Source organism: Streptomyces sp. NPDC001858 (genome assembly GCF_053594615.1).
The window spans coordinates 109,591-126,429 of sequence record NZ_JBSFEV010000003.1 but is presented as its reverse complement, the minus strand read 5'-3'; the positions used below and the strand labels follow the sequence as shown (position 1 = coordinate 126,429).

Below are 16,839 nucleotides of genomic sequence, written 5' to 3'. Positions count from 1 at the left end.
GCTTGGTGGTTGGTGGTTGGTGGTTAGTGCTTGGTGCTCGGTGGTTGGTATGTCTACTTTTCCACGTACCGGAGGGAGCGCAGTCCGCGCTCCAGGTGCCAGTGCAGATAGGCGGACACCAGCCCGCTGCCCTCCCGGACGTACCGCGGCTCGCACGCGTCGGCCGTCTCCCAGTCTCCCGTGAGCAGCGCGCCCAGCAGGACCAGGGTCTGCGGCGAGGGCACGACGCTGCCGGCCACCCGGCAGTCGACGCAGACGGAGCCGCCGGCGGCGACGGAGAAGAACCGGTTGGGTCCCGGCATTCCGCACTTGGCGCAGTCGCCGAAGCTGGGGGCGTAGCCGTTGACGGCCAGCGACCGCAGCAGGAACGCGTCGAGGACGAGGTGCGGGGCGTGCTCGCCGCGAGCCAGCGTCCGCAGGGCCCCCACCAGCAGCAGGTACTGCTGCACGGCCGGCTCGCCCTCGTGGTCGGTGAACCGCTCGGCGGTCTCCAGCATGGCCGTCCCGGCGGTGTAGCGGGCGTAGTCGGTCACGATCCCGCCGCCGTAGGGAGCGATGATCTCGCTCTGCGTGCACAGCGGCAGCCCGCGGCCGACCAGCTCGCTGCTGCCCCGGGCGAAGAACTGCACGTCGACGTGTGAGAAGGGTTCGAGACGCGCCCCGAACTTGGACTTCGTCCGCCGCACCCCGCGCGCCACGGCCCGCACCCGCCCGTGCCCGCGCGTCAGCAGCGTGATGATGCGATCGGCTTCGCCGAGCTTCTGGGTCCGCAGGACGATGCCGTCGTCCCGAAAGAGACTCATCGCACACCGCCAGCGAACCGCCGGGGGCGGAACAGGCTCATGCCCCCCATTCTCGCCTACCCGGACGGAACGGCGTGCCCCCGCTCCCGGACCGCCCTAGGATCCCCGGGTGGTGCGGCGGGCGCTGGGGCGCGACTTCGGGTGGTTGTGGGCGGCGTTCGCCGTGAGTTCGTTCGGGACGTGGCTCGCGTTCAACGCGTTCCCGATGATCGCCGTGCTGAAGCTGCACGCCGGTCCGGCCGAGGTGGCGGCGCTGGCGGCGGTGGGCCCCGCGGTGGGCGCGCTGCTGGCGGTGCCGCTCGGGCCGTGGGTGGAGTTCCGCCGCAAACGGCCCGTGATGATCACCGCGGACCTCGTGCGCTGCGTGGCCATGCTGAGCGTCCCGGCGGCCTATGCCCTCGGCGCACTCGGGCTGGGACAGCTCCTGCTGGTCTCGATGATCGTCGCGGCGGCCGACATCTCGTTCACGGCGGCGAGCGGCGCGTTCCTGAAGAACCTGCTCCCACCGGAGGACCTCCTGGTGGCGAACGGCCGCTTCGAGTCCACGACCTGGACGGCGACCATGCTGGGCCCGGCACTCGGCGGAGCCTCGATCGCCCTGCTCGGCCCGGTGGCGATGATCGCGGCGGACGCGACGAGCTATCTGCTGTCGGCACTGGGACTACGAGCGGTCCGAGCACGGGAACCGGATCCGGCGAAACCGGTGGAGCCGGCGAAACCGGCGGGACCGGGGCCGGGGCCGGGGCCGGACCGTCGGGCGCCGCGGCTCACCGCCGGGGATCTGCTGCTCGGCTGGCGGCACCTGCTCTCCCACCGTTCGCTCCGCCCGCTCTTCCTCAACACGGCTCTCGTGAACGGGCTGATCATGGCCGGCTCGCCCCTGCTGGCCGTGCTGATGCTCGGGCCGCTGCACCTCGCGCCCTGGCAGTTCACGCTCGCGTTCGCCGTGCCCTGCACCGGCGGGCTGATCGGCTCGCGGCTGGCCCCTCCCCTGGTCGCCCGGTACGGACGGCGCCGCGTGTTGCTGACGTCCGGGACGCTGCGCGTCTGCTGGCCGCTCGGGCTGGCCTTCGTGGGGCCGGGCGCGGGCGGCATGGCCCTGGTGATGATCGTGGAGTTCGGCCTGATCACCTGCATCGGCGTCTACAACCCCGTCCTGGCCACGACCCGCCTGGAGTTGACGCCGACGGACCGGGTGGCCCGTACGCTGTCGGCGTGGTCGGTCGGCACCAAGGCGACCACCGCCGTGCTGACGGCCCTGTGGGGCGTCCTGGCCTCCTGCACCGGCCCACGCACCGCCCTCGCGGTTGCGGGAGTGGCCCTCCTGGCGACACCGCTGCTGCTCGCAACCGGACGACAGGACGAGACGTCCGTGACAAGTGAGGCCCCAGCCACCGAAGTTACGGAAGCTGACGAAGTCGCTGAAGCCACTGAAGCCACCGAAGTCACCGACGGACGGAGAGAACGATCTTAGGCTCGCCCACCTCCCACACCGCCCCCACCCCCCGCACCACCCGCACCACCCGCACCACCCGCACCACCCGCACCACCCGCCGCACGCTCCTCACCGCGGGCGCGGCGACCGCGGCCACGCTGCTGACCACCACCACCGCCGCCCGTGCGGCCACGGACCCCGTCACCGCGCGGCTGCGCGACCTCGAAGCCGGTCACGGCGCCCGGCTGGGAGTGTTCGCGTACAACGTCCGCACCCGCCGCTCGGTCCGGTACCGCGCCGACGAGCTCTTCCCGGTCTGCTCGCTGTTCAAGCCCCTCGCGGTGGCGGCCGTCCTGCGGGACCTGGACGTGGACGGCGAGGTCCTGGCCCGCCGGATCCACTACACCGCCGACGAGGTGGTCGCGAACTCCCCGGTCACCGAGCTCCATGTGGCCGACGGCATGACGGTCGCCGAGTTGTCCGCCGCCGCGATCCAGGTCAGCGACAACACGGCCGGCAACCTGCTCCTGCGCGAGCTGGGCGGCCCCGCCGCGGTCACCCGCTTCGCCCGCTCGGTCGGCGACGGCGTCACCCGCCTCGACCGCTGGGAACCCGACCTCAACTCGGCGGAGCCGGACCGCGTCACGGACACCACCAGCCCGTACGCGATCGGCCGCAGCTACGCCCGGCTGGTCCTCGGAAACGCCCTGACCGCCCCGGACCGCACCCGGCTGACCGACTGGATGCTCGGCACCGTCACCAGCGTCAACCGCTTCCGCAAGGGCCTGCCCCCGACCTGGACGCTCGCCGACAAGACCGGCGGCGGCTGGTACGGCGCCGACAACGACGCCGGCATCGCCTGGACCCCGGACGGCACCCCGATCGTCCTGTCCGTCCAACTCACCAAGCCGGACCGAGACGCCCCCTACGACCACGACCTGATCGTGGAAACAGCGGCTCTGCTGGCCGAGACGCTGGGCTGATCCCCGGGGAACCGAGCGGGTCGGCAGCACGTGGGGAGGCCGCGGGAAGCGGTCTCCCCACGCCGGACAGACAGCGCACTTCGGCCAGGCCGGTCTAACTTCGGCCCTCCGTCTCGTCGGCGGGGCGGAACCCCCGCACATACCTCCGCTGCCAAGGTGTCTCCACCGCGCGTCGGTCGTAGGTTCGGCGGACGAACTCCACCGCTTCCGGTGCGGGGACGCCGTCCAGGACGGCCAGGCAGGCCAGGGCTGTGCCGGTGCGGCCGCGGCCGCCGTCGCAGGCGATCTCGACTCTCGCGTCGGCCGCCCGGTGCCACGCCTCGATCAGGGTCGCGCGGGCGGCCCTGTGGTCGGCGGGGAGGCGGAAGTCGGGCCAGTGGATCCAGCGGGACTCCCAGGGGGCCTGCTGGGGGCGCTTGCCGAGCAGGTACACGCCGTAGGCCGGTGTCGGCGCGGTCGGATCCAGCGGGCGGCGCAGTCCACGGCCGCGGATCAGCCGTCCGGACGGCAGCACCAGCACTCCGGGCTGTCCGGGCCGCCAGGCCCACGCGCCGCTCTCCACCGCCCCGTCCGTCGACTCGTCCGTCGTCCTCTCCATCGTCTTGTCCGTCGGCTCGTTCGGTGCTTCTTTCCTCGCCTCGTCCATTGCCTCATTCGAACGTGCTCGTGGCCCGTGGGCAACCGATTCGGGTCGGCCGGTGGTCTGGGGGGCGAGGAGGGTGCTTGATGCAGGCCGAACAAGAGGAGCGGTTCCAGGAGTTCGTCAGAGCCCGGTGGTCCAGGCTCGTGCGAACCGCCTATCTGCTCACGGGCGACGTCCACCACGCGGAGGATCTGACGCAGACCGCGCTGGCCAAGGCCTACCGGTCGTGGCGGCGGATCTCGCGCAGCGACAACCCGGAGGCGTACGTCCGGCGGATGCTGGTCAGTTGCAACAGCGACCGGTTCCGCAAGCGGCGGGTCAAGGAGGCGTTGACCGCGGCGCCGCCGGAGCGGGCGGGCCGGGACGAGGGCGCGGGGCGGGTGGAGGAGCGCGGCTCCCTGCTCGCCGGACTGGCCCAACTGCCGCCGCGGCAACGGGCGGTGGTGGTGCTCCGGTACTGGGAGGACCTGTCCGAGGCGGAGGTGGCCGAGGTGCTCGGCTGCTCGCCCGGCACGGTCAAGAGCCAGGCCTCGAAGGGGCTGGCGAAGTTGCGTTCGTATCCGGGGCTGACCGCGGGTCGCACCGGTGCACGGGTTCCGAGTCAGGGGCAGGGAGGCCTTCGGTGAACGGGGCGGACAATCAAGGGGACTTCGGGTTCGAGGAGCGGATGCGGGAGTTGCTCGCCGAGGACGCGCACGCCGTGCAGCCCTCGCCGGCGCCGTATCCGGCCATCCGGCGGCGTGGACTGGCCGAGCGGCGACGGCGCCTGGCGGTGACCGGAGCCGTGCTGGCGACGCTGGCCGCGGTGCCGGTGGGGGCGTATGCCGGGGCCGGGGGGAACGGGGGGCGGGGCGCCGACACGGCGGCTCCCGGACCGTCGGTCAGCGCCCCGCGCACCCCGACCGCGCAGGCCTCCGCAACCACCGGGGCCACTGGGGCCACCGGGGCCACCGGGGGCGACACGGCCCCCGAAGGGCAGTTGCTGGACGGGGTGACGGCCGCGCAGGCCGCGGACGGGCTCGAGAACTGCCTCGCCTACGACGACGCGAAGCCGTCGGGAGGCCTCGAAAAGGACTATCTGGGCGACGCCGCGGACTACCGGATGCTCCTGGCGATGCGCAGCACCGGCGACAGCAACTCCCCCGGTGACGGCATCTTTGTCGTCGCGGTCAAGGAGAAGGGCAACGTCCGGCTGATCTGCAACATCAAGGGCGGGGAGACGTCCGGCATCAACATCAGCTCGTCCGAATCCAGTCCCACGGGCCTGGTCGTCTCCGACATCAACGGCGGCAAGCTGTACCAGCAGTCCTTCATGGACAAGGGCCGCTGGAAACTGCCGTTCCGCTGGGGGGTCATCGGCACGGTCGAGCCGTCGGTGGCCAAGGTGACCGTCTCCTACGGCGACAGCAGCGCGACGGCGGCCCTCGACCACGGCTGGTTCGTCGCCGCCGGCATCCTGAACCGGCAGGTGACCCTCGCCCCGCACATCAAGGGCTTCGACGCGGCCGGCAAGCTCGTCTACGACTCCGACACGGACAGCTCCTACGAGCGCACGCTGCCCTGAGGACCTGTCCTGCCCGGGGTCACCAGTCCCGACTCGTAGGCCACGATGACCAGTTGGGCCCGGTCACGCGCGCCCAGCTTGCCCATGATCCGGCTGACGTGGGTCTTCGCGGTGAGCGGGCTGAGGCCCAGCGCCTCGGCGATCTCGGTGTTGGTCAGCCCCCGCGCGACCAGGGCGAGCACCTCGCGCTCCCGTTCGGAGAGCCCTTCCGGACCGCCTGAGGGGGGCGGTCCGGAGGGGCTGCGCAGGAAGCGGGCGATGAGCCGGGCCGTCGGTCCGGGCGACAGCAGCGCCTCGCCGGCGGCGACCGTGCGGATGGCGTCCAGGAGCTCGGCGGGCCGGGTGTCCTTCACCAGGAAGCCGGACGCGCCCGCGCGCAGCGCCTCCACGATGTTCTCGTCGGTGTCGTAGGTGGTCAGGACGAGGACGCGGACCCCGGCCAGCTCCTCGTCGGCGGCGATCAGCCGGGTCGCCTCGATGCCGTCGAGGTCGGGCATGCGGATGTCCATCACGATCAGGTCCGGGCGGGTGGCACGGGCCAGCGCGACCGCCTCCCGGCCGGTGCCGGCCTGACCGACCACCGCCGCGTCCGGCGCCGACTCCACGAGCATCGCGAACGCCGCCCGGACCAACGTCCGATCGTCGGCCAGCAACACCCGAATCGGCCCCCGAGCGCCCACCGGAGCGCCCCCCGGATCGCCCGACCGATCTCCCACCCGATCCCCCACCGGAGCGCCCGCCGAATCTCCCACCGAATCCCGCGCCCGATCGCCCGCCGGGTCTTCCGCCGGATCTCCCGACCCATCGCCCACCGGAGCGCCCACCACATCGCCCGACCGATCGCCCGCCAGAGGTCCCGCAGCAGCGCCCGCCAGATCTCCCACCGGAGCGCCCGCCGAATCCCGCGCCCGATCGCCCGCCGGATCTCGCGCCCGATCGCCCGCCGGGTCTTCCGCAGCAGCGCCCCCCGAATCTCCCGCAGCAGCGCCCGACCGATCTCCCACCAGATCTCCCATCGCGTCGCCCGACCGATCGCCCACCCGGTCCCCCGCCTCGTCGCCCACCCGATCCCCCGCCGCATCGCCCGGCCGGTCGTTGCGTGGGGCGCTCATCGGGCGGCCCCCGTCGGCAGTACGGCACGCACCTCGTAGCCCTCCCCCTCGTCGTCCCTCGGCCCGGCCTCCAGGGTGCCGCCCACGCTGCGCGCCCGTTCGCGCATGCCGACGAGCCCGAAGCCGGGCGGGCCCGTCCCGGCGCCCGCCCCGTCGTCGGTCACCGTCACCCGCAGGGCGCCCGGCTCCTCCTGCACCCGCACGCCGACGGCGAGATCCTCCCGTCCGCCGTGCCGCACCGCGTTCGTGAGCGCCTCCTGCACGATCCGGTAGGCGGCCGCGCCCACCGCGGGCGGCACCTCCCCGGCCCCCACCGAGAGCTCGACCCGCGCGCCCGCCTCCCGGGCCGTCTCGGCGAGGTCGGGCAGACCGTGCAGGCCGGGCAGCGGCCCACGCGCCTCGGGGGCGTCCGGGTGGTCGTTCTCCCGCAGCACCTCCAGCGTCGTACGGAGTTCGCCGCGCGCGTTGCGGCAGGTGTCGGCGATGTCGTCCAGGGCCTTGGCGACGGCCGCGCGGTCGAGCCGGTCGGGGTCCGCGGCCAGGACATGGGCGGCGACCGAGGTCTGCACGCCGATCAGGGTGATGGTGTGGGCGAGCAGATCGTGCAGGTCACGGGCGATGCGCAGCCGCTCCTCGGCGACCCGGCGGCGGGCCTCCTCCTCCCGGCTGCGCTCCGCGCGCTCGGCCCGCTCGCGGTGGATGCGCAGATAGCTGCCGAAGAGCAGCACGGAGACGATCCAGCCGGTGATGCGCAGGATGTCCACGACCTGGTCCGGGTTGGTCAGGGCGTTGACCGTGAGGGTGAAGGAGACGACGGTGCCCCCGACGGCGAGCGTGCGGCGGACGCTGCCGCTGACCGCGACGGTGTAGAGGGCGATCATGCTGGCCGGCACGGGGGCGCTGTGCATGAAGTCGAGCGCGTGGTACGGCACCACGCACGCCAGCACCGCGAGCAGTACGGCCATCGGACGGCGGCGCCGGGCCAGCAGGGCGACCTGGGCGCCGAGCAGCAGCGCCCAGCCCAGGGCGTCCGGGCGGCGGCCGTCCTCGACGAACGTCCCGAGGACGACGGCCGCGGCGGCGGACCCTGCGGCGATCCACACGTCCGTCTTCCGGAGCCGGCCCATGCTCTCCCCCTCCCCCTCACTCACCGTCCCATCTTCCGTCAGGCGTACTGGCGTTCGTGCTCCGATCCTGATTCCGGTCCCGACTCCGGCCCCGGTCCCGGTCCCGGTTCCGGCTTGCGCGAGAGCGGGCCCGGCCACCACACCCGCCGGCCCAGCGCCACGCTCGCGCTGGTCACCAGGTAGGTCCGGACGAGGAACGTGTCCAGCAGCACGCCCACCGCGATCACGAAGCCCAGCTCGACGAGTTGCACGAGCCCCATGTTCGTCAGCACGGCGAAGGTCGCGGCGAGGACGAGGCCGGCCGAGGCGATCACCCCGCCGGTCGTGCGCAGCGCGCTCAGCGCGGCGGCCGCGGGTTCGGCGCCGCGCATCGACTCCTCCCGCATCCGGTGCATCAGGAAGATGCCGTAGTCGACGCCGAGGGCGACCAGGAACACGAAGGACAGCAGCCCGAGACCGGGATCCGTGCCCTCGAAGCCGAACACCGGCCCGAACACCAGCCCGCCGAGGCCGAGCGCCGCGCCCCACACCGCGACCACCGCGGCGACGAGCATCAGCGGCGCGACCAGCGAGCGCAGCAGCACGATCAGGATCAGCAGGACGGAGACGAGGACGATCGGGACGACGACGAGCCGGTCGCGGGCGTTCGCGTCCACCAGGTCGATCTGCTGGGCGCTGGGCCCGCCGACGTAGGAGCCGGTCAGCCGGTCCCGGAGGTTCTCGATGGTCGCCGTCTCGGCCGCCGACTGGGGTGGCGCGGCGGCGGTCACCGCGATCTCCGTCCAGCCTCCGCCGGTGCGGCCCGTGCGGGCGTCGGCGACGCCGTCGGTGTCCCGGATCGCGGCGAGCGTGGCGTCGGCCCGGCCGGCCGGGGTCATGACCTCGATGGGCTGGGCGGACTGCTCCGGGAAGGCCGTGGCGAGGGTCCGCATCGCGGAGACCGACTCGGGCCGGTCGACGAAGGCATCCTGCTGTTTGACCGAGCCGGGCAGGTTCAGCGTGCCCAGCGCGAGCGCCCCGAGCAGGACGGCGCCGGCCGCCAGGACGGTCCGCGGGCGCCGTCCGGCCGACGTGCCCATCGCGGAGAGCAGCGACCGGCGGACCTTGGGCGTGGAGCCGTGGGCGGGCACCAGCGGCCAGAACACCCGGCGGCCCAGCAGGACCAGGAGCGCGGGCAGCAGCGTCAGCATGGCGAGCAGCGCGCACAGCACGCCGACGGTGCCGAGCGGGCCCATGCCCCGGTTGGAGTTCAGGTCGGCGGCGAGCAGGCAGAGCAGTCCGGCGGCCACGGTCCCGGAGGAGGCGAGGACGGCGGGCCCGCAGCCGCGCAGCGCGGCCGCCATCGCGTCGTACGGCCGCTCCACGCGCCGCAGTTCCTCCCGGTACCGGGAGACGAGCAGCAGGGCGTAGTCCGTGCCGGCGCCGAAGACGAGGATGGTCATGATGCCCGAGCTCTGCCCCGACACGGTCGTCCCAAAGGCCTGGTTGAGGCCGTAGGCGACGCCCATGGACAGGAAGTCGGCGATCCCGGCCACCACGAGCGGCACGAGCCACAGCACCGGGCTGCGGTAGATGACGATCAGCAGCAGCGCGACGACTCCGACGGTGGTGTAGAGCAGCGGCCCGCCGAGCGACTCGTACACCTTGCTGACGTCGGTGGCCAGCGCGCCGGTCCCGCCGACCTCGACGGTCAGCCCGCCCTGGCTGTGGGCGACTCGGCGGACGTCGTCCACGAAGGCGTCCCGCTTGGTCTCGTCGGTGCCCGGCTCGTTGGTGGCGACCGGGTACATGAGCGTGGCGCCGTCGGCGGACGGGACGCCCTCGGGGGTCCCGGTCAGCGTGTGGTCCGCGGCGACCCGGGCGACCTGCTCGCGGGCCGTGCTGCGGTCGGCGGCGGTGAGGCCGCCGTCGCGGTGGTAGACGAGGACGAGTTCGGTGCTCTCGCCGCCCGGCAGCTGTTCCTGGAGCTTCGCGACCCTGGTCGAGTCGGCGCTCGCCGGCAGGTAGTCGGTGACCCGGTCGTGCTGTACGTCGGCGAGCTTGGCGGCGAACGGCGAGGCGAGCGCGAGCACGCCCACCCACAGCGCGAGCATCAGCCAGGGCATGGCCCGGCGAACGCCCTTCCCTTTCCCGGCCCCCGCCTTCCCGGCCCCCGCCTTCCCGGCCCCCGCCTTCCCGGCCCCCGCCTTCCCGGCCCCGGTCTTATCGGCCCCTGTCTTTCCGGCCCTCGGCTTCCCGGCCCCCATCACATCTGCGGCCCCCATGAGACGGGCCCTCCCTTCGGCACGGCGGTCTGGATACGCATCCCAGACTCCCGGCGCGGGAGGCGCCGTTCGTCGCGCGCAAGGGCGAGTTCGGGGGTACTGCCGGGGGTGGCCGGACGGCCGCGTTACTCCCCCGGGAGTACGTGGCGGGTGTCAGGACGGGGTGCGGGCCGCCGCCAGGAGCCGGGTCACGTCGTCCGCGCGGATGGTCAGGGCCGCGCCCACCGTCGCGAGGACCTCGCGCTCGGCCGGGGTGTACGGGCCGTCCGCCAGGGCGATGCGGGCGCCCTGCAGCAGGATCGATTCTCGTCCTGCGGCAGCGAGGTGCGGGGCGAGCGGGTCGAGGGCCTCGTGGAGCTCTATGGCGAGGCCGGCGCCGTACGGCTCGCCGTAGCTGCGGCCGGTGTCGGCGGCGAGGGCCTCGACGAGCGCCGCGAGCTGTTCCTCGGTGCAGTCGGTGAAGCCGGCCGCGCGCACCGCGCCCGCCGCCGCCTCCAGGGCCGTCCGGGCGCAGGCGCCGCCCGCGGACAGGACCGCGAGGGCGACCGTGTGGACGGCGTCGCGGAGCATCGCCGAGAAGCGCACGGTGGTCGGGTGGTCGAGGACGTCGGTGCCGAAGTGGCGGCGGCAGGCCCCGCACTCGACGACCGGGCCGGTCTCGCCGCGCGGCACGATCGGCACGCCGAGGACGGTGAAGCGGCGCTGTCCGGTCAGCCGCTGGTAGTTGCGGTCGCCGCCGCAGCCCGGGCAGAAGAACTCGCCGTCGCCCATGGGCGTCCATGCGGTGCGGGTGCCCAGGATGCGCGCACGCCTGGTGACACGGCCGTCTCGTCCCCGTCCTGGCAGCACGTCGCACCTCCGCGTAATGCCGCGGCAACATCGCCGCGTCTGCGTGATGTTAGCCACAGGTAAGAGGTGCAGTCAGTACCCCGGACGAGACCTTTCCGTGACCTCCACGGAAGGGTGGCTGATAAGCGACGGGGCCCTGCCCGCCGTATACAGCGGGCAGGGCCCCTAAACCACCGGTCAGGGCGGTCAGCGGGTCGCGCGGTTGACGGCGGAGACGACCGCCTTCAGCGAGGCACGCGTCGTGTTCGCGTCGATGCCGATGCCCCACAGGACCTTGTCGCCGATCGCGCACTCGATGTACGAGGCGGCCTGCGCGGACGCGCCCTCGCTCATCGTGTGCTCCTGGTAGTCGAGCAGGCGTACGTCGATGCCGACGGACTCCAGGGCGTTGAAGAAGGCCGAGATCGGACCGTTGCCGGTGCCGGTCAGGACCGTGTCCTCGCCGTCGACCGTGGCCTCGACGGTGAGGGTGTCGACGCCGTCGGTGTCGGTCGTGGACTGGCCGGTGCGGACCTGGATGCGGCCCCAGGGGTTCTCCGGGTTCGGCAGGTACTCGTCCTGGAAGACGGCCCAGATGGCGCTGCCGGTGACCTCGCCGCCCTCGGCGTCGGTCTTGGCCTGGATCAGCTTCGAGAACTCGATCTGCATCCGGCGCGGCAGGTCCAGCTTGTGGTCGTTCTTCAGGACGTACGCGATCCCGCCCTTGCCGGACTGCGAGTTGACCCGGATCACGGCCTCGTAGGAGCGGCCGACGTCCTTCGGGTCGATCGGCAGGTAGGGGACCGCCCACTCGATGTCGTCGACGGTGACCCCGCGAGAGGCGGCATCCGCCTCCATCGCGTCGAAGCCCTTCTTGATGGCGTCCTGGTGGGAGCCGGAGAAGGACGTGTAGACCAGGTCGCCCACGTACGGGTGGCGCGGGTGGACCTCCATCTGGTTGCAGTACTCCCACGTACGACGGATCTCGTCGATGTCGGAGAAGTCGATCTGCGGGTCCACGCCCTGCGAGAACAGGTTCATGCCCAGGGTGACCAGGTCGACGTTGCCGGTGCGCTCGCCCTGCCCGAACAGACAGCCCTCGACGCGGTCGGCGCCGGCCATCAGCGCCAGCTCGGCCGCCGCGACGGCCGTGCCGCGGTCGTTGTGCGGGTGGACGGAGATCACGACGTGCTCGCGGCGGGAGATGTTGCGGCTCATCCACTCGAAGCGGTCCGCGTGCGTCGACGGGGTCGACCGCTCCACCGTGGCCGGCAGGTTCAGGATGATCTCGCGGCCCGGACCGGGCTGGTAGACGTCCATCACCGCCTCGCAGACCTCCAGCGCGAAGTCCAGCTCGGTGTCGGTGAAGATCTCGGGGCTGTACTGGTAGCCGAACTCCGTCTCCGGGCCCAGCAGCTTCTCCGCGTACTCCATGACCAGCCGCGTGCCGTCGACGGCGATCTGCTTGATGTCGTCCTTCGAGCCGCGGAAGACCACCCGGCGGAAGACCGGCGCGGTGGCGTTGTACAGGTGCACGGTGGCGCGCTTGGCGCCCTTCAGGGACTCCACGGTCCGCTCGATCAGGTCCTCACGGGCCTGGGTCAGCACGGAGATCGTGACGTCGTCCGGGATCGCGCCCTCTTCCTCGACGATCGAGCGCACGAAGTCGAAGTCGGTCTGGCCGGAGGCCGGGAAGCCGACCTCGATCTCCTTGTAGCCCATCTTGACCAGCTGGTCGAACATCCGGCGCTTGCGCTCGGGCGACATGGGGTCGATCAGGGCCTGGTTGCCGTCGCGCAGGTCGGTGGAGAGCCAGCGGGGGGCGACGGTGATCCGGTTGTTCGGCCACGTGCGGTCGGCGATGTCGACCTGCTCGTACTGTCCGTACTTGTGGATCGGCATGTGGCTGGGCTGCTGGCGGTTCGCCATGGTGCGGTGGCTCCTCAGAATGACCGGATCTGTCCGGACGGAAGGACGGCCGACACGCAACACCAAGCTCCGCGGGGAGGGAGTCGGCCTCGACTACAGGCCCTCGCCGCGGCAGCTAAGGAGAAGCAGCCCGAAATGCATAGTGCTCCGCACTTTAGCCGAGCCCCCTGTGCCGCGCGGGTCCGTATCAGTATGCGGGACCACCGGAACCAATGGTGCGAAACGTGCCCCATACCACTCAAAGCCATGGATCGGCCATGTTTGTCACCGTTTTTCACCGATCATGGTTGCCGATGGTGACAGCGACGTCACGCAGTGCAAGGGTGCCGGGCATGACGACTCACGGGGGCTTCGAGCCCGTCTTCTGCACCGTCGTACCGCCGCACCTCCTCGACCGGCTGGCGCGCAGCGACAACCCCGCTCTCGCCGGCCCCGCCCAGCGCACCCTGCTGCGCGACGGCGAGCTGCGCACGCTGCGCCAGGTGACCACGGAGTACCGCCTCGCGGCCGTCCCGACCGCGAAGGCGCCGTCGGACCAGCCGCTGCGCACGATCTACGACGCCGAGCACCGCACCTCGCTGCCCGGGACCAAGGTCCGCGGCGAGGGCCAGGACCCCGGCCGGGACGCCACCGTCAACCGCGCCTACGCCGGCCTCGGCGCCACCTTCGACCTGTTCCTGAAGGCCTACCAGCGCCACTCGATCGACGGCGACGGCCTGCCGCTCGACGCCACCGTGCACTACGACGAGGGCTACAACAACGCCTTCTGGAACGGCGAGCAGATGGTGTTCGGCGACGGCGACGGCGAGGTCTTCGTCGACTTCACCAACTCCATCGACGTCATCGGGCACGAGCTCGCCCACGGCGTCACCCAGTACACGGCGAACCTGACCTACAACGGCCAGCCGGGCGCCCTCAACGAGTCGATGTCCGACGTCTTCGGCTCGCTCATCAAGCAGTACTCCCTCGGCCAGACCGCCGCCGAGGCCGACTGGCTGATCGGCGCGGAGCTGCTCGCCCCGGACGTCACCGGCACCGCCCTGCGCTCCATGAAGGCCCCGGGCACCGCGTACGACGACGACGTCCTCGGCAAGGACCCGCAGCCCGCGACGATGGACGACTACGTCCGCACCGGCCGCGACAACGGCGGCGTCCACATCAACTCGGGCATCCCCAACCACGCGTTCTACCTGGCCGCCACCGCCCTCGGCGGCCACGCCTGGGAGAAGGCCGGGCAGATCTGGTACGACGTCCTGACCGGCGGCGAGCTCGGCGAGCGGGCCTTCTTCACCGACTTCGCGGGGCTCACGGTGAAGGCCGCACGCGAGCGCTTCGGCGACGGCGGCGAGGAGCTCCAGGCCGTGGCGAAGGCGTGGGAGCAGGTGGGGGTGCGGATTCTCTGAGTCCGTAATAGACAGGGACCCATGCGTATTCAGGTAGCACGCACGGGCGGGTTCGCGGGCATCGAGCGCCGCGCCGGGGTGGAGACCTCGGGGCGGCCCGATGCCCGTGAGTTCGAGTCGCTGGCGGAGCGGGTCCTCGCGGCCGGCCACCGCTCCCCTCCGGTCGGCGTCCCGGACGGGTTCGCGTACGAGATCACGATCGACGGGAAGACGGTGTACGCGGCCGACCCCCAGCTCACCGAGGAGCAGCGCAGGCTGGTCTCGCGGGTGCTGAAGGAAGGCGCCTGACCGGGTGCCTGACCGGGCGGGCAACCCGCACTTCCCGCCCGGCCGTTGACTTCCTTACCGATCGGTAAGGATGATCCCGCCCATGGCGAACGATCCGCGCGACGCGGCGCACCCGATCCCCCAGTTCCCGGCCGGCTTCCTGTGGGGTGTGTCCACCTCGGCCCACCAGATCGAGGGCGCGGTCGACGAGCGCGAGCCGTCCGTCTGGGACACGTTCACGGCCGAGCCGGGGCATGTGAAGGACGGCTCGACGGCGGCGGTGGCCTGCGACCACTACCACCGCTATCCCGAGGACGTCGCCCTGCTCAAGGGGCTCGGCGTGGACGCCTACCGCTTCTCGATCTCCTGGCCCCGGGTGAACTCCCCCGGCGGCCTGGACTTCTACGACCGTCTCGTCGACGAACTGCGGGGCGCCGGCGTCCGCCCGGTCCCCACCCTCTTCCACTGGGACCTGCCGGCCGGACTCGACTGGCTGGAGCGGGACACCGCCGCCCGGTTCGCCGAGTACGTGTCGACGGTCGTCGGCCGCCTCGGCGACCGGGTGGACAAGTGGATCACCATCAACGAACCCGCCGAGCACACCCTGCTGGGCCACGCCCTCGGCACCCACGCCCCCGGCAAGCAGCTCCTGTTCGACGCGCTCCCGGCCGCCCACCACCAGCTGCTGGGGCACGGCCTCGCCGTCCAGGCCCTGCGCGCGGCCGGCGCCGGCGACATCGGCATCGCCAACTCGCACGGCCCGACCTGGCCGGCCTCCCGGGAACCCGCCGACCTGGAGGCGGCCGCGTTCTACGACCTCCTGCTGAACAAACTGTTCGCGGAGCCGGTCCTGCTCGGCGCATACCCGGACGGGCTCGGCGAGCTGATGCCGGGCGACGTGGCCGCCGACCTCAAGACGATCTCCGAGCCGCTCGACTGGTACGGCGTCAACTACTACGCCCCGACGAAGGTGGGCGCCCCGCAGGGCGCCGAGATCGAGTTCGGCGGGATCACCATCCCGGCCGAACTCCCCTTCTCCGTCCAGCAGATCGAGGGCGTCCCGGTGACGGACTTCGGCTGGCCGGTGGTCCCCGAGGGCCTGACCGAACTGCTCACCACCTTCAAGGACCGCTACGGCGACCGCCTCCCGCCGGTCGTCATCACGGAGAACGGCTGCTCCTACGAGGGCGTCGACGACCAGCAGCGCATCGCCTACCTGGACGGCCACCTCCGCGCCCTGCACCGGGCGGTCGAGGCGGGCGTCGACGTGCGCGGCTACTTCGTCTGGTCGCTGCTGGACAACTTCGAGTGGGCGGAAGGGTACGCGCGCCGCTTCGGCCTGGTCCACGTCGACTACGAGACGCTCCGGCGCACCCCGAAGGCGTCGTACGCCTGGCTCCGGGACGTCCTGCAGAGCCGGCGATGACGGCCTTCAGGCCCAGCGACGACGACGGCTGACCCGCGGGCTGAGCGGGGACCCCCATCGCGGCGGAGCCGCAGATGTCAGCGCCCCGCGCCCCTTCCGGGCGCTGCCGAACCGTGGCCGACTTCGCCCGACCCGCTCACAGCGCCCCCGCGTCCCGGGCCGACCAGACCGACGGGTGGATCGGGCGGAAGCCCAGGTCCCGGCGGATCCGCTCGGTGGACACGACCCCGCGCCACGGGTCGGGGTCGGTCCGGGTGTGCAGGTCGGCGGGCGCCTCGACACCGTTGAGCAGGTGCAGTTCGAGCGCCGTGACGGGGGCGTCGTCGGCGATGTTGTAGATCCGGCCGCCGACCCCCGGCGCGTGCAGCAGACGCAGCAGGCCCTGGGCGACGTCCGCGTGGTGGACCATCTGCAGCCGCTGGGACGACGCCCAGTCACGGGCCCACATCAGGGACTGGGCGAGATGCGGATCTCCCTCGCCGTAGACGAAGACGAGCCGGCCCACGCGCACGTCCAGCCCAGCCAGGGCGAGCAGTTCCCGCTCGGCCGCCGCCTTCGACTCGGTGTAGGCGCCCCACATCTCGCCGCCGGGCCGGCTCTCGTCGTCCTCGGTCAGCGGGCGGCCCCGCCCCAGGCCGTACACCAGTCCCGTGCTGACCTGAACGAACCGCCGCACCCCCGAGGACTGCGCGGCCCGCCCCAGGGCCACCGCCGCATCCCGGTTGACGGCCCACGCCTCCTCGTCCGGCACGCCCCGGAAGGACGCCGCGACGTTCACCACCGCGTCCGCCCCGGCCACCGCCTTGCCCAGCGCCTCCTCGTCCCGCAGGTCCCCCACCACGACCTCGGCGCCCAGCTCCGCGAGCCGCTCCCCGCGCGCCGCGTCGCGCACCAGCACCCGCACCCGGTCCCCCGGCGCGGCCTGCGCCAGCAGCCGCGGCGCGAACCGCCTGCCGACCTGTCCCGTCGTCCCCGTCACCAGCGTCAGCATGCTCGTCTCCTCGCGATCATCGAGGCCGAACTCCTGGAGCCCGACCTCGTCGAGCCCGATCCGG

16 protein-coding genes are annotated in these 16,839 nt (G+C 72.6%); 7 read left to right on the top strand and 9 right to left on the bottom strand.

Annotation, left to right across the window (positions count from 1 at the left end):
- Positions 1 to 53: 53 nt before the first annotated feature.
- On the bottom strand, positions 54 to 803 hold the full coding sequence (gene recO / locus ACWCPF_RS05190) for a DNA repair protein RecO (protein ID WP_363168462.1): 750 nt from the start codon (positions 801 to 803) through the stop codon (positions 54 to 56).
- Positions 804 to 912: 109 nt separating this feature from the next.
- Here recO and ACWCPF_RS05185 point away from each other — a divergent pair, with 109 nt between their 5' ends.
- Entirely contained in the window at positions 913 to 2,277 is a 1,365-nt protein-coding gene (locus ACWCPF_RS05185) for an MFS transporter (RefSeq protein WP_451043583.1), read from the top strand.
- Here the strand turns inward: ACWCPF_RS05185 and ACWCPF_RS05180 are convergent.
- The gene (locus ACWCPF_RS05180; protein ID WP_451043582.1) at positions 2,249 to 2,443 is read right to left on the bottom strand and encodes a hypothetical protein; all 195 of its coding nucleotides are present in this window, start codon (positions 2,441 to 2,443) and stop codon (positions 2,249 to 2,251) included. The genes ACWCPF_RS05185 and ACWCPF_RS05180 overlap by 29 nt on opposite strands.
- Between ACWCPF_RS05180 and bla the strand changes: the two genes are divergently transcribed.
- Positions 2,397 to 3,221: a class A beta-lactamase gene (gene bla / locus ACWCPF_RS05175; RefSeq protein WP_451043851.1), complete on the top strand. Its 825-nt coding sequence runs from the start codon at positions 2,397 to 2,399 to the stop codon at positions 3,219 to 3,221. The two genes, ACWCPF_RS05180 and bla, sit on opposite strands and share 47 nt — an antisense overlap.
- A 94-nt stretch (positions 3,222 to 3,315) precedes the next feature.
- Here the strand turns inward: bla and ACWCPF_RS05170 are convergent, their stop codons facing one another.
- A complete protein-coding gene (locus ACWCPF_RS05170) occupies positions 3,316 to 3,819 on the bottom strand; it encodes a protein-tyrosine phosphatase family protein (protein WP_451043581.1) in 504 nt (167 codons plus the stop codon).
- A 128-nt stretch (positions 3,820 to 3,947) separates the two neighbouring features.
- On the opposite strand from ACWCPF_RS05170, the gene ACWCPF_RS05165 reads away from it, so the two are divergent.
- Both ACWCPF_RS05165 and ACWCPF_RS05160 read left to right on the top strand, forming a co-directional pair.
- Positions 3,948 to 4,490 carry a SigE family RNA polymerase sigma factor gene (locus tag ACWCPF_RS05165; protein WP_451043580.1) on the top strand — a complete coding sequence of 181 codons (543 nt, stop codon included), beginning with the start codon at positions 3,948 to 3,950 and terminating at the stop codon, positions 4,488 to 4,490.
- Positions 4,487 to 5,428 carry a hypothetical protein gene (locus ACWCPF_RS05160; protein WP_451043579.1) on the top strand — a complete coding sequence of 314 codons (942 nt, stop codon included), beginning with the start codon at positions 4,487 to 4,489 and terminating at the stop codon, positions 5,426 to 5,428. Before ACWCPF_RS05165 ends, ACWCPF_RS05160 begins: the two co-directional genes overlap by 4 nt.
- Here the strand turns inward: ACWCPF_RS05160 and ACWCPF_RS05155 are convergent.
- From ACWCPF_RS05155 to leuA, 5 genes are all read right to left on the bottom strand, one after another.
- Entirely contained in the window at positions 5,407 to 6,081 is a 675-nt protein-coding gene (locus ACWCPF_RS05155) for a response regulator (RefSeq protein ID WP_451043578.1), read from the bottom strand. The two genes, ACWCPF_RS05160 and ACWCPF_RS05155, sit on opposite strands and share 22 nt — an antisense overlap.
- A gap of 455 nt (positions 6,082 to 6,536) precedes the next feature.
- Positions 6,537 to 7,667 (bottom strand): sensor histidine kinase, encoded by a 1,131-nt coding sequence (locus ACWCPF_RS05150; protein WP_451043577.1) that lies wholly within the window; start codon positions 7,665 to 7,667, stop codon positions 6,537 to 6,539.
- Positions 7,668 to 7,705: 38 nt separating this feature from the next.
- Positions 7,706 to 9,772, bottom strand: coding sequence for an MMPL family transporter (locus ACWCPF_RS05145; RefSeq protein ID WP_451043576.1), 2,067 nt, complete (start codon positions 9,770 to 9,772; stop codon positions 7,706 to 7,708).
- Between the two features lie 312 nt (positions 9,773 to 10,084).
- Positions 10,085 to 10,780 carry a tellurite resistance TerB family protein gene (locus tag ACWCPF_RS05140; protein ID WP_451043575.1) on the bottom strand — a complete coding sequence of 232 codons (696 nt, stop codon included), beginning with the start codon at positions 10,778 to 10,780 and terminating at the stop codon, positions 10,085 to 10,087.
- A gap of 186 nt (positions 10,781 to 10,966) precedes the next feature.
- A complete protein-coding gene (gene leuA, locus ACWCPF_RS05135; protein WP_451043574.1) occupies positions 10,967 to 12,688 on the bottom strand; it encodes a 2-isopropylmalate synthase in 1,722 nt (573 codons plus the stop codon).
- 332 nt (positions 12,689 to 13,020) lie between these two features.
- On the opposite strand from leuA, the gene ACWCPF_RS05130 reads away from it, so the two are divergent.
- From ACWCPF_RS05130 to ACWCPF_RS05120, 3 genes are all read left to right on the top strand, one after another.
- Entirely contained in the window at positions 13,021 to 14,091 is a 1,071-nt protein-coding gene (locus ACWCPF_RS05130; RefSeq protein ID WP_451043573.1) for a M4 family metallopeptidase, read from the top strand.
- A 21-nt stretch (positions 14,092 to 14,112) separates the two neighbouring features.
- Positions 14,113 to 14,379: a protealysin inhibitor emfourin gene (locus ACWCPF_RS05125; protein WP_451043572.1), complete on the top strand. Its 267-nt coding sequence runs from the start codon at positions 14,113 to 14,115 to the stop codon at positions 14,377 to 14,379.
- Between the two features lie 82 nt (positions 14,380 to 14,461).
- Complete coding sequence (locus tag ACWCPF_RS05120) at positions 14,462 to 15,784, top strand: GH1 family beta-glucosidase (RefSeq protein WP_451043571.1); 1,323 nt, start codon at positions 14,462 to 14,464, stop codon at positions 15,782 to 15,784.
- Between the two features lie 136 nt (positions 15,785 to 15,920).
- Here ACWCPF_RS05120 and ACWCPF_RS05115 read toward each other — a convergent pair whose 3' ends face one another.
- Entirely contained in the window at positions 15,921 to 16,775 is an 855-nt protein-coding gene (locus ACWCPF_RS05115) for an NAD-dependent epimerase/dehydratase family protein (protein ID WP_451043570.1), read from the bottom strand.
- Positions 16,776 to 16,839: the final 64 nt, after the last annotated feature.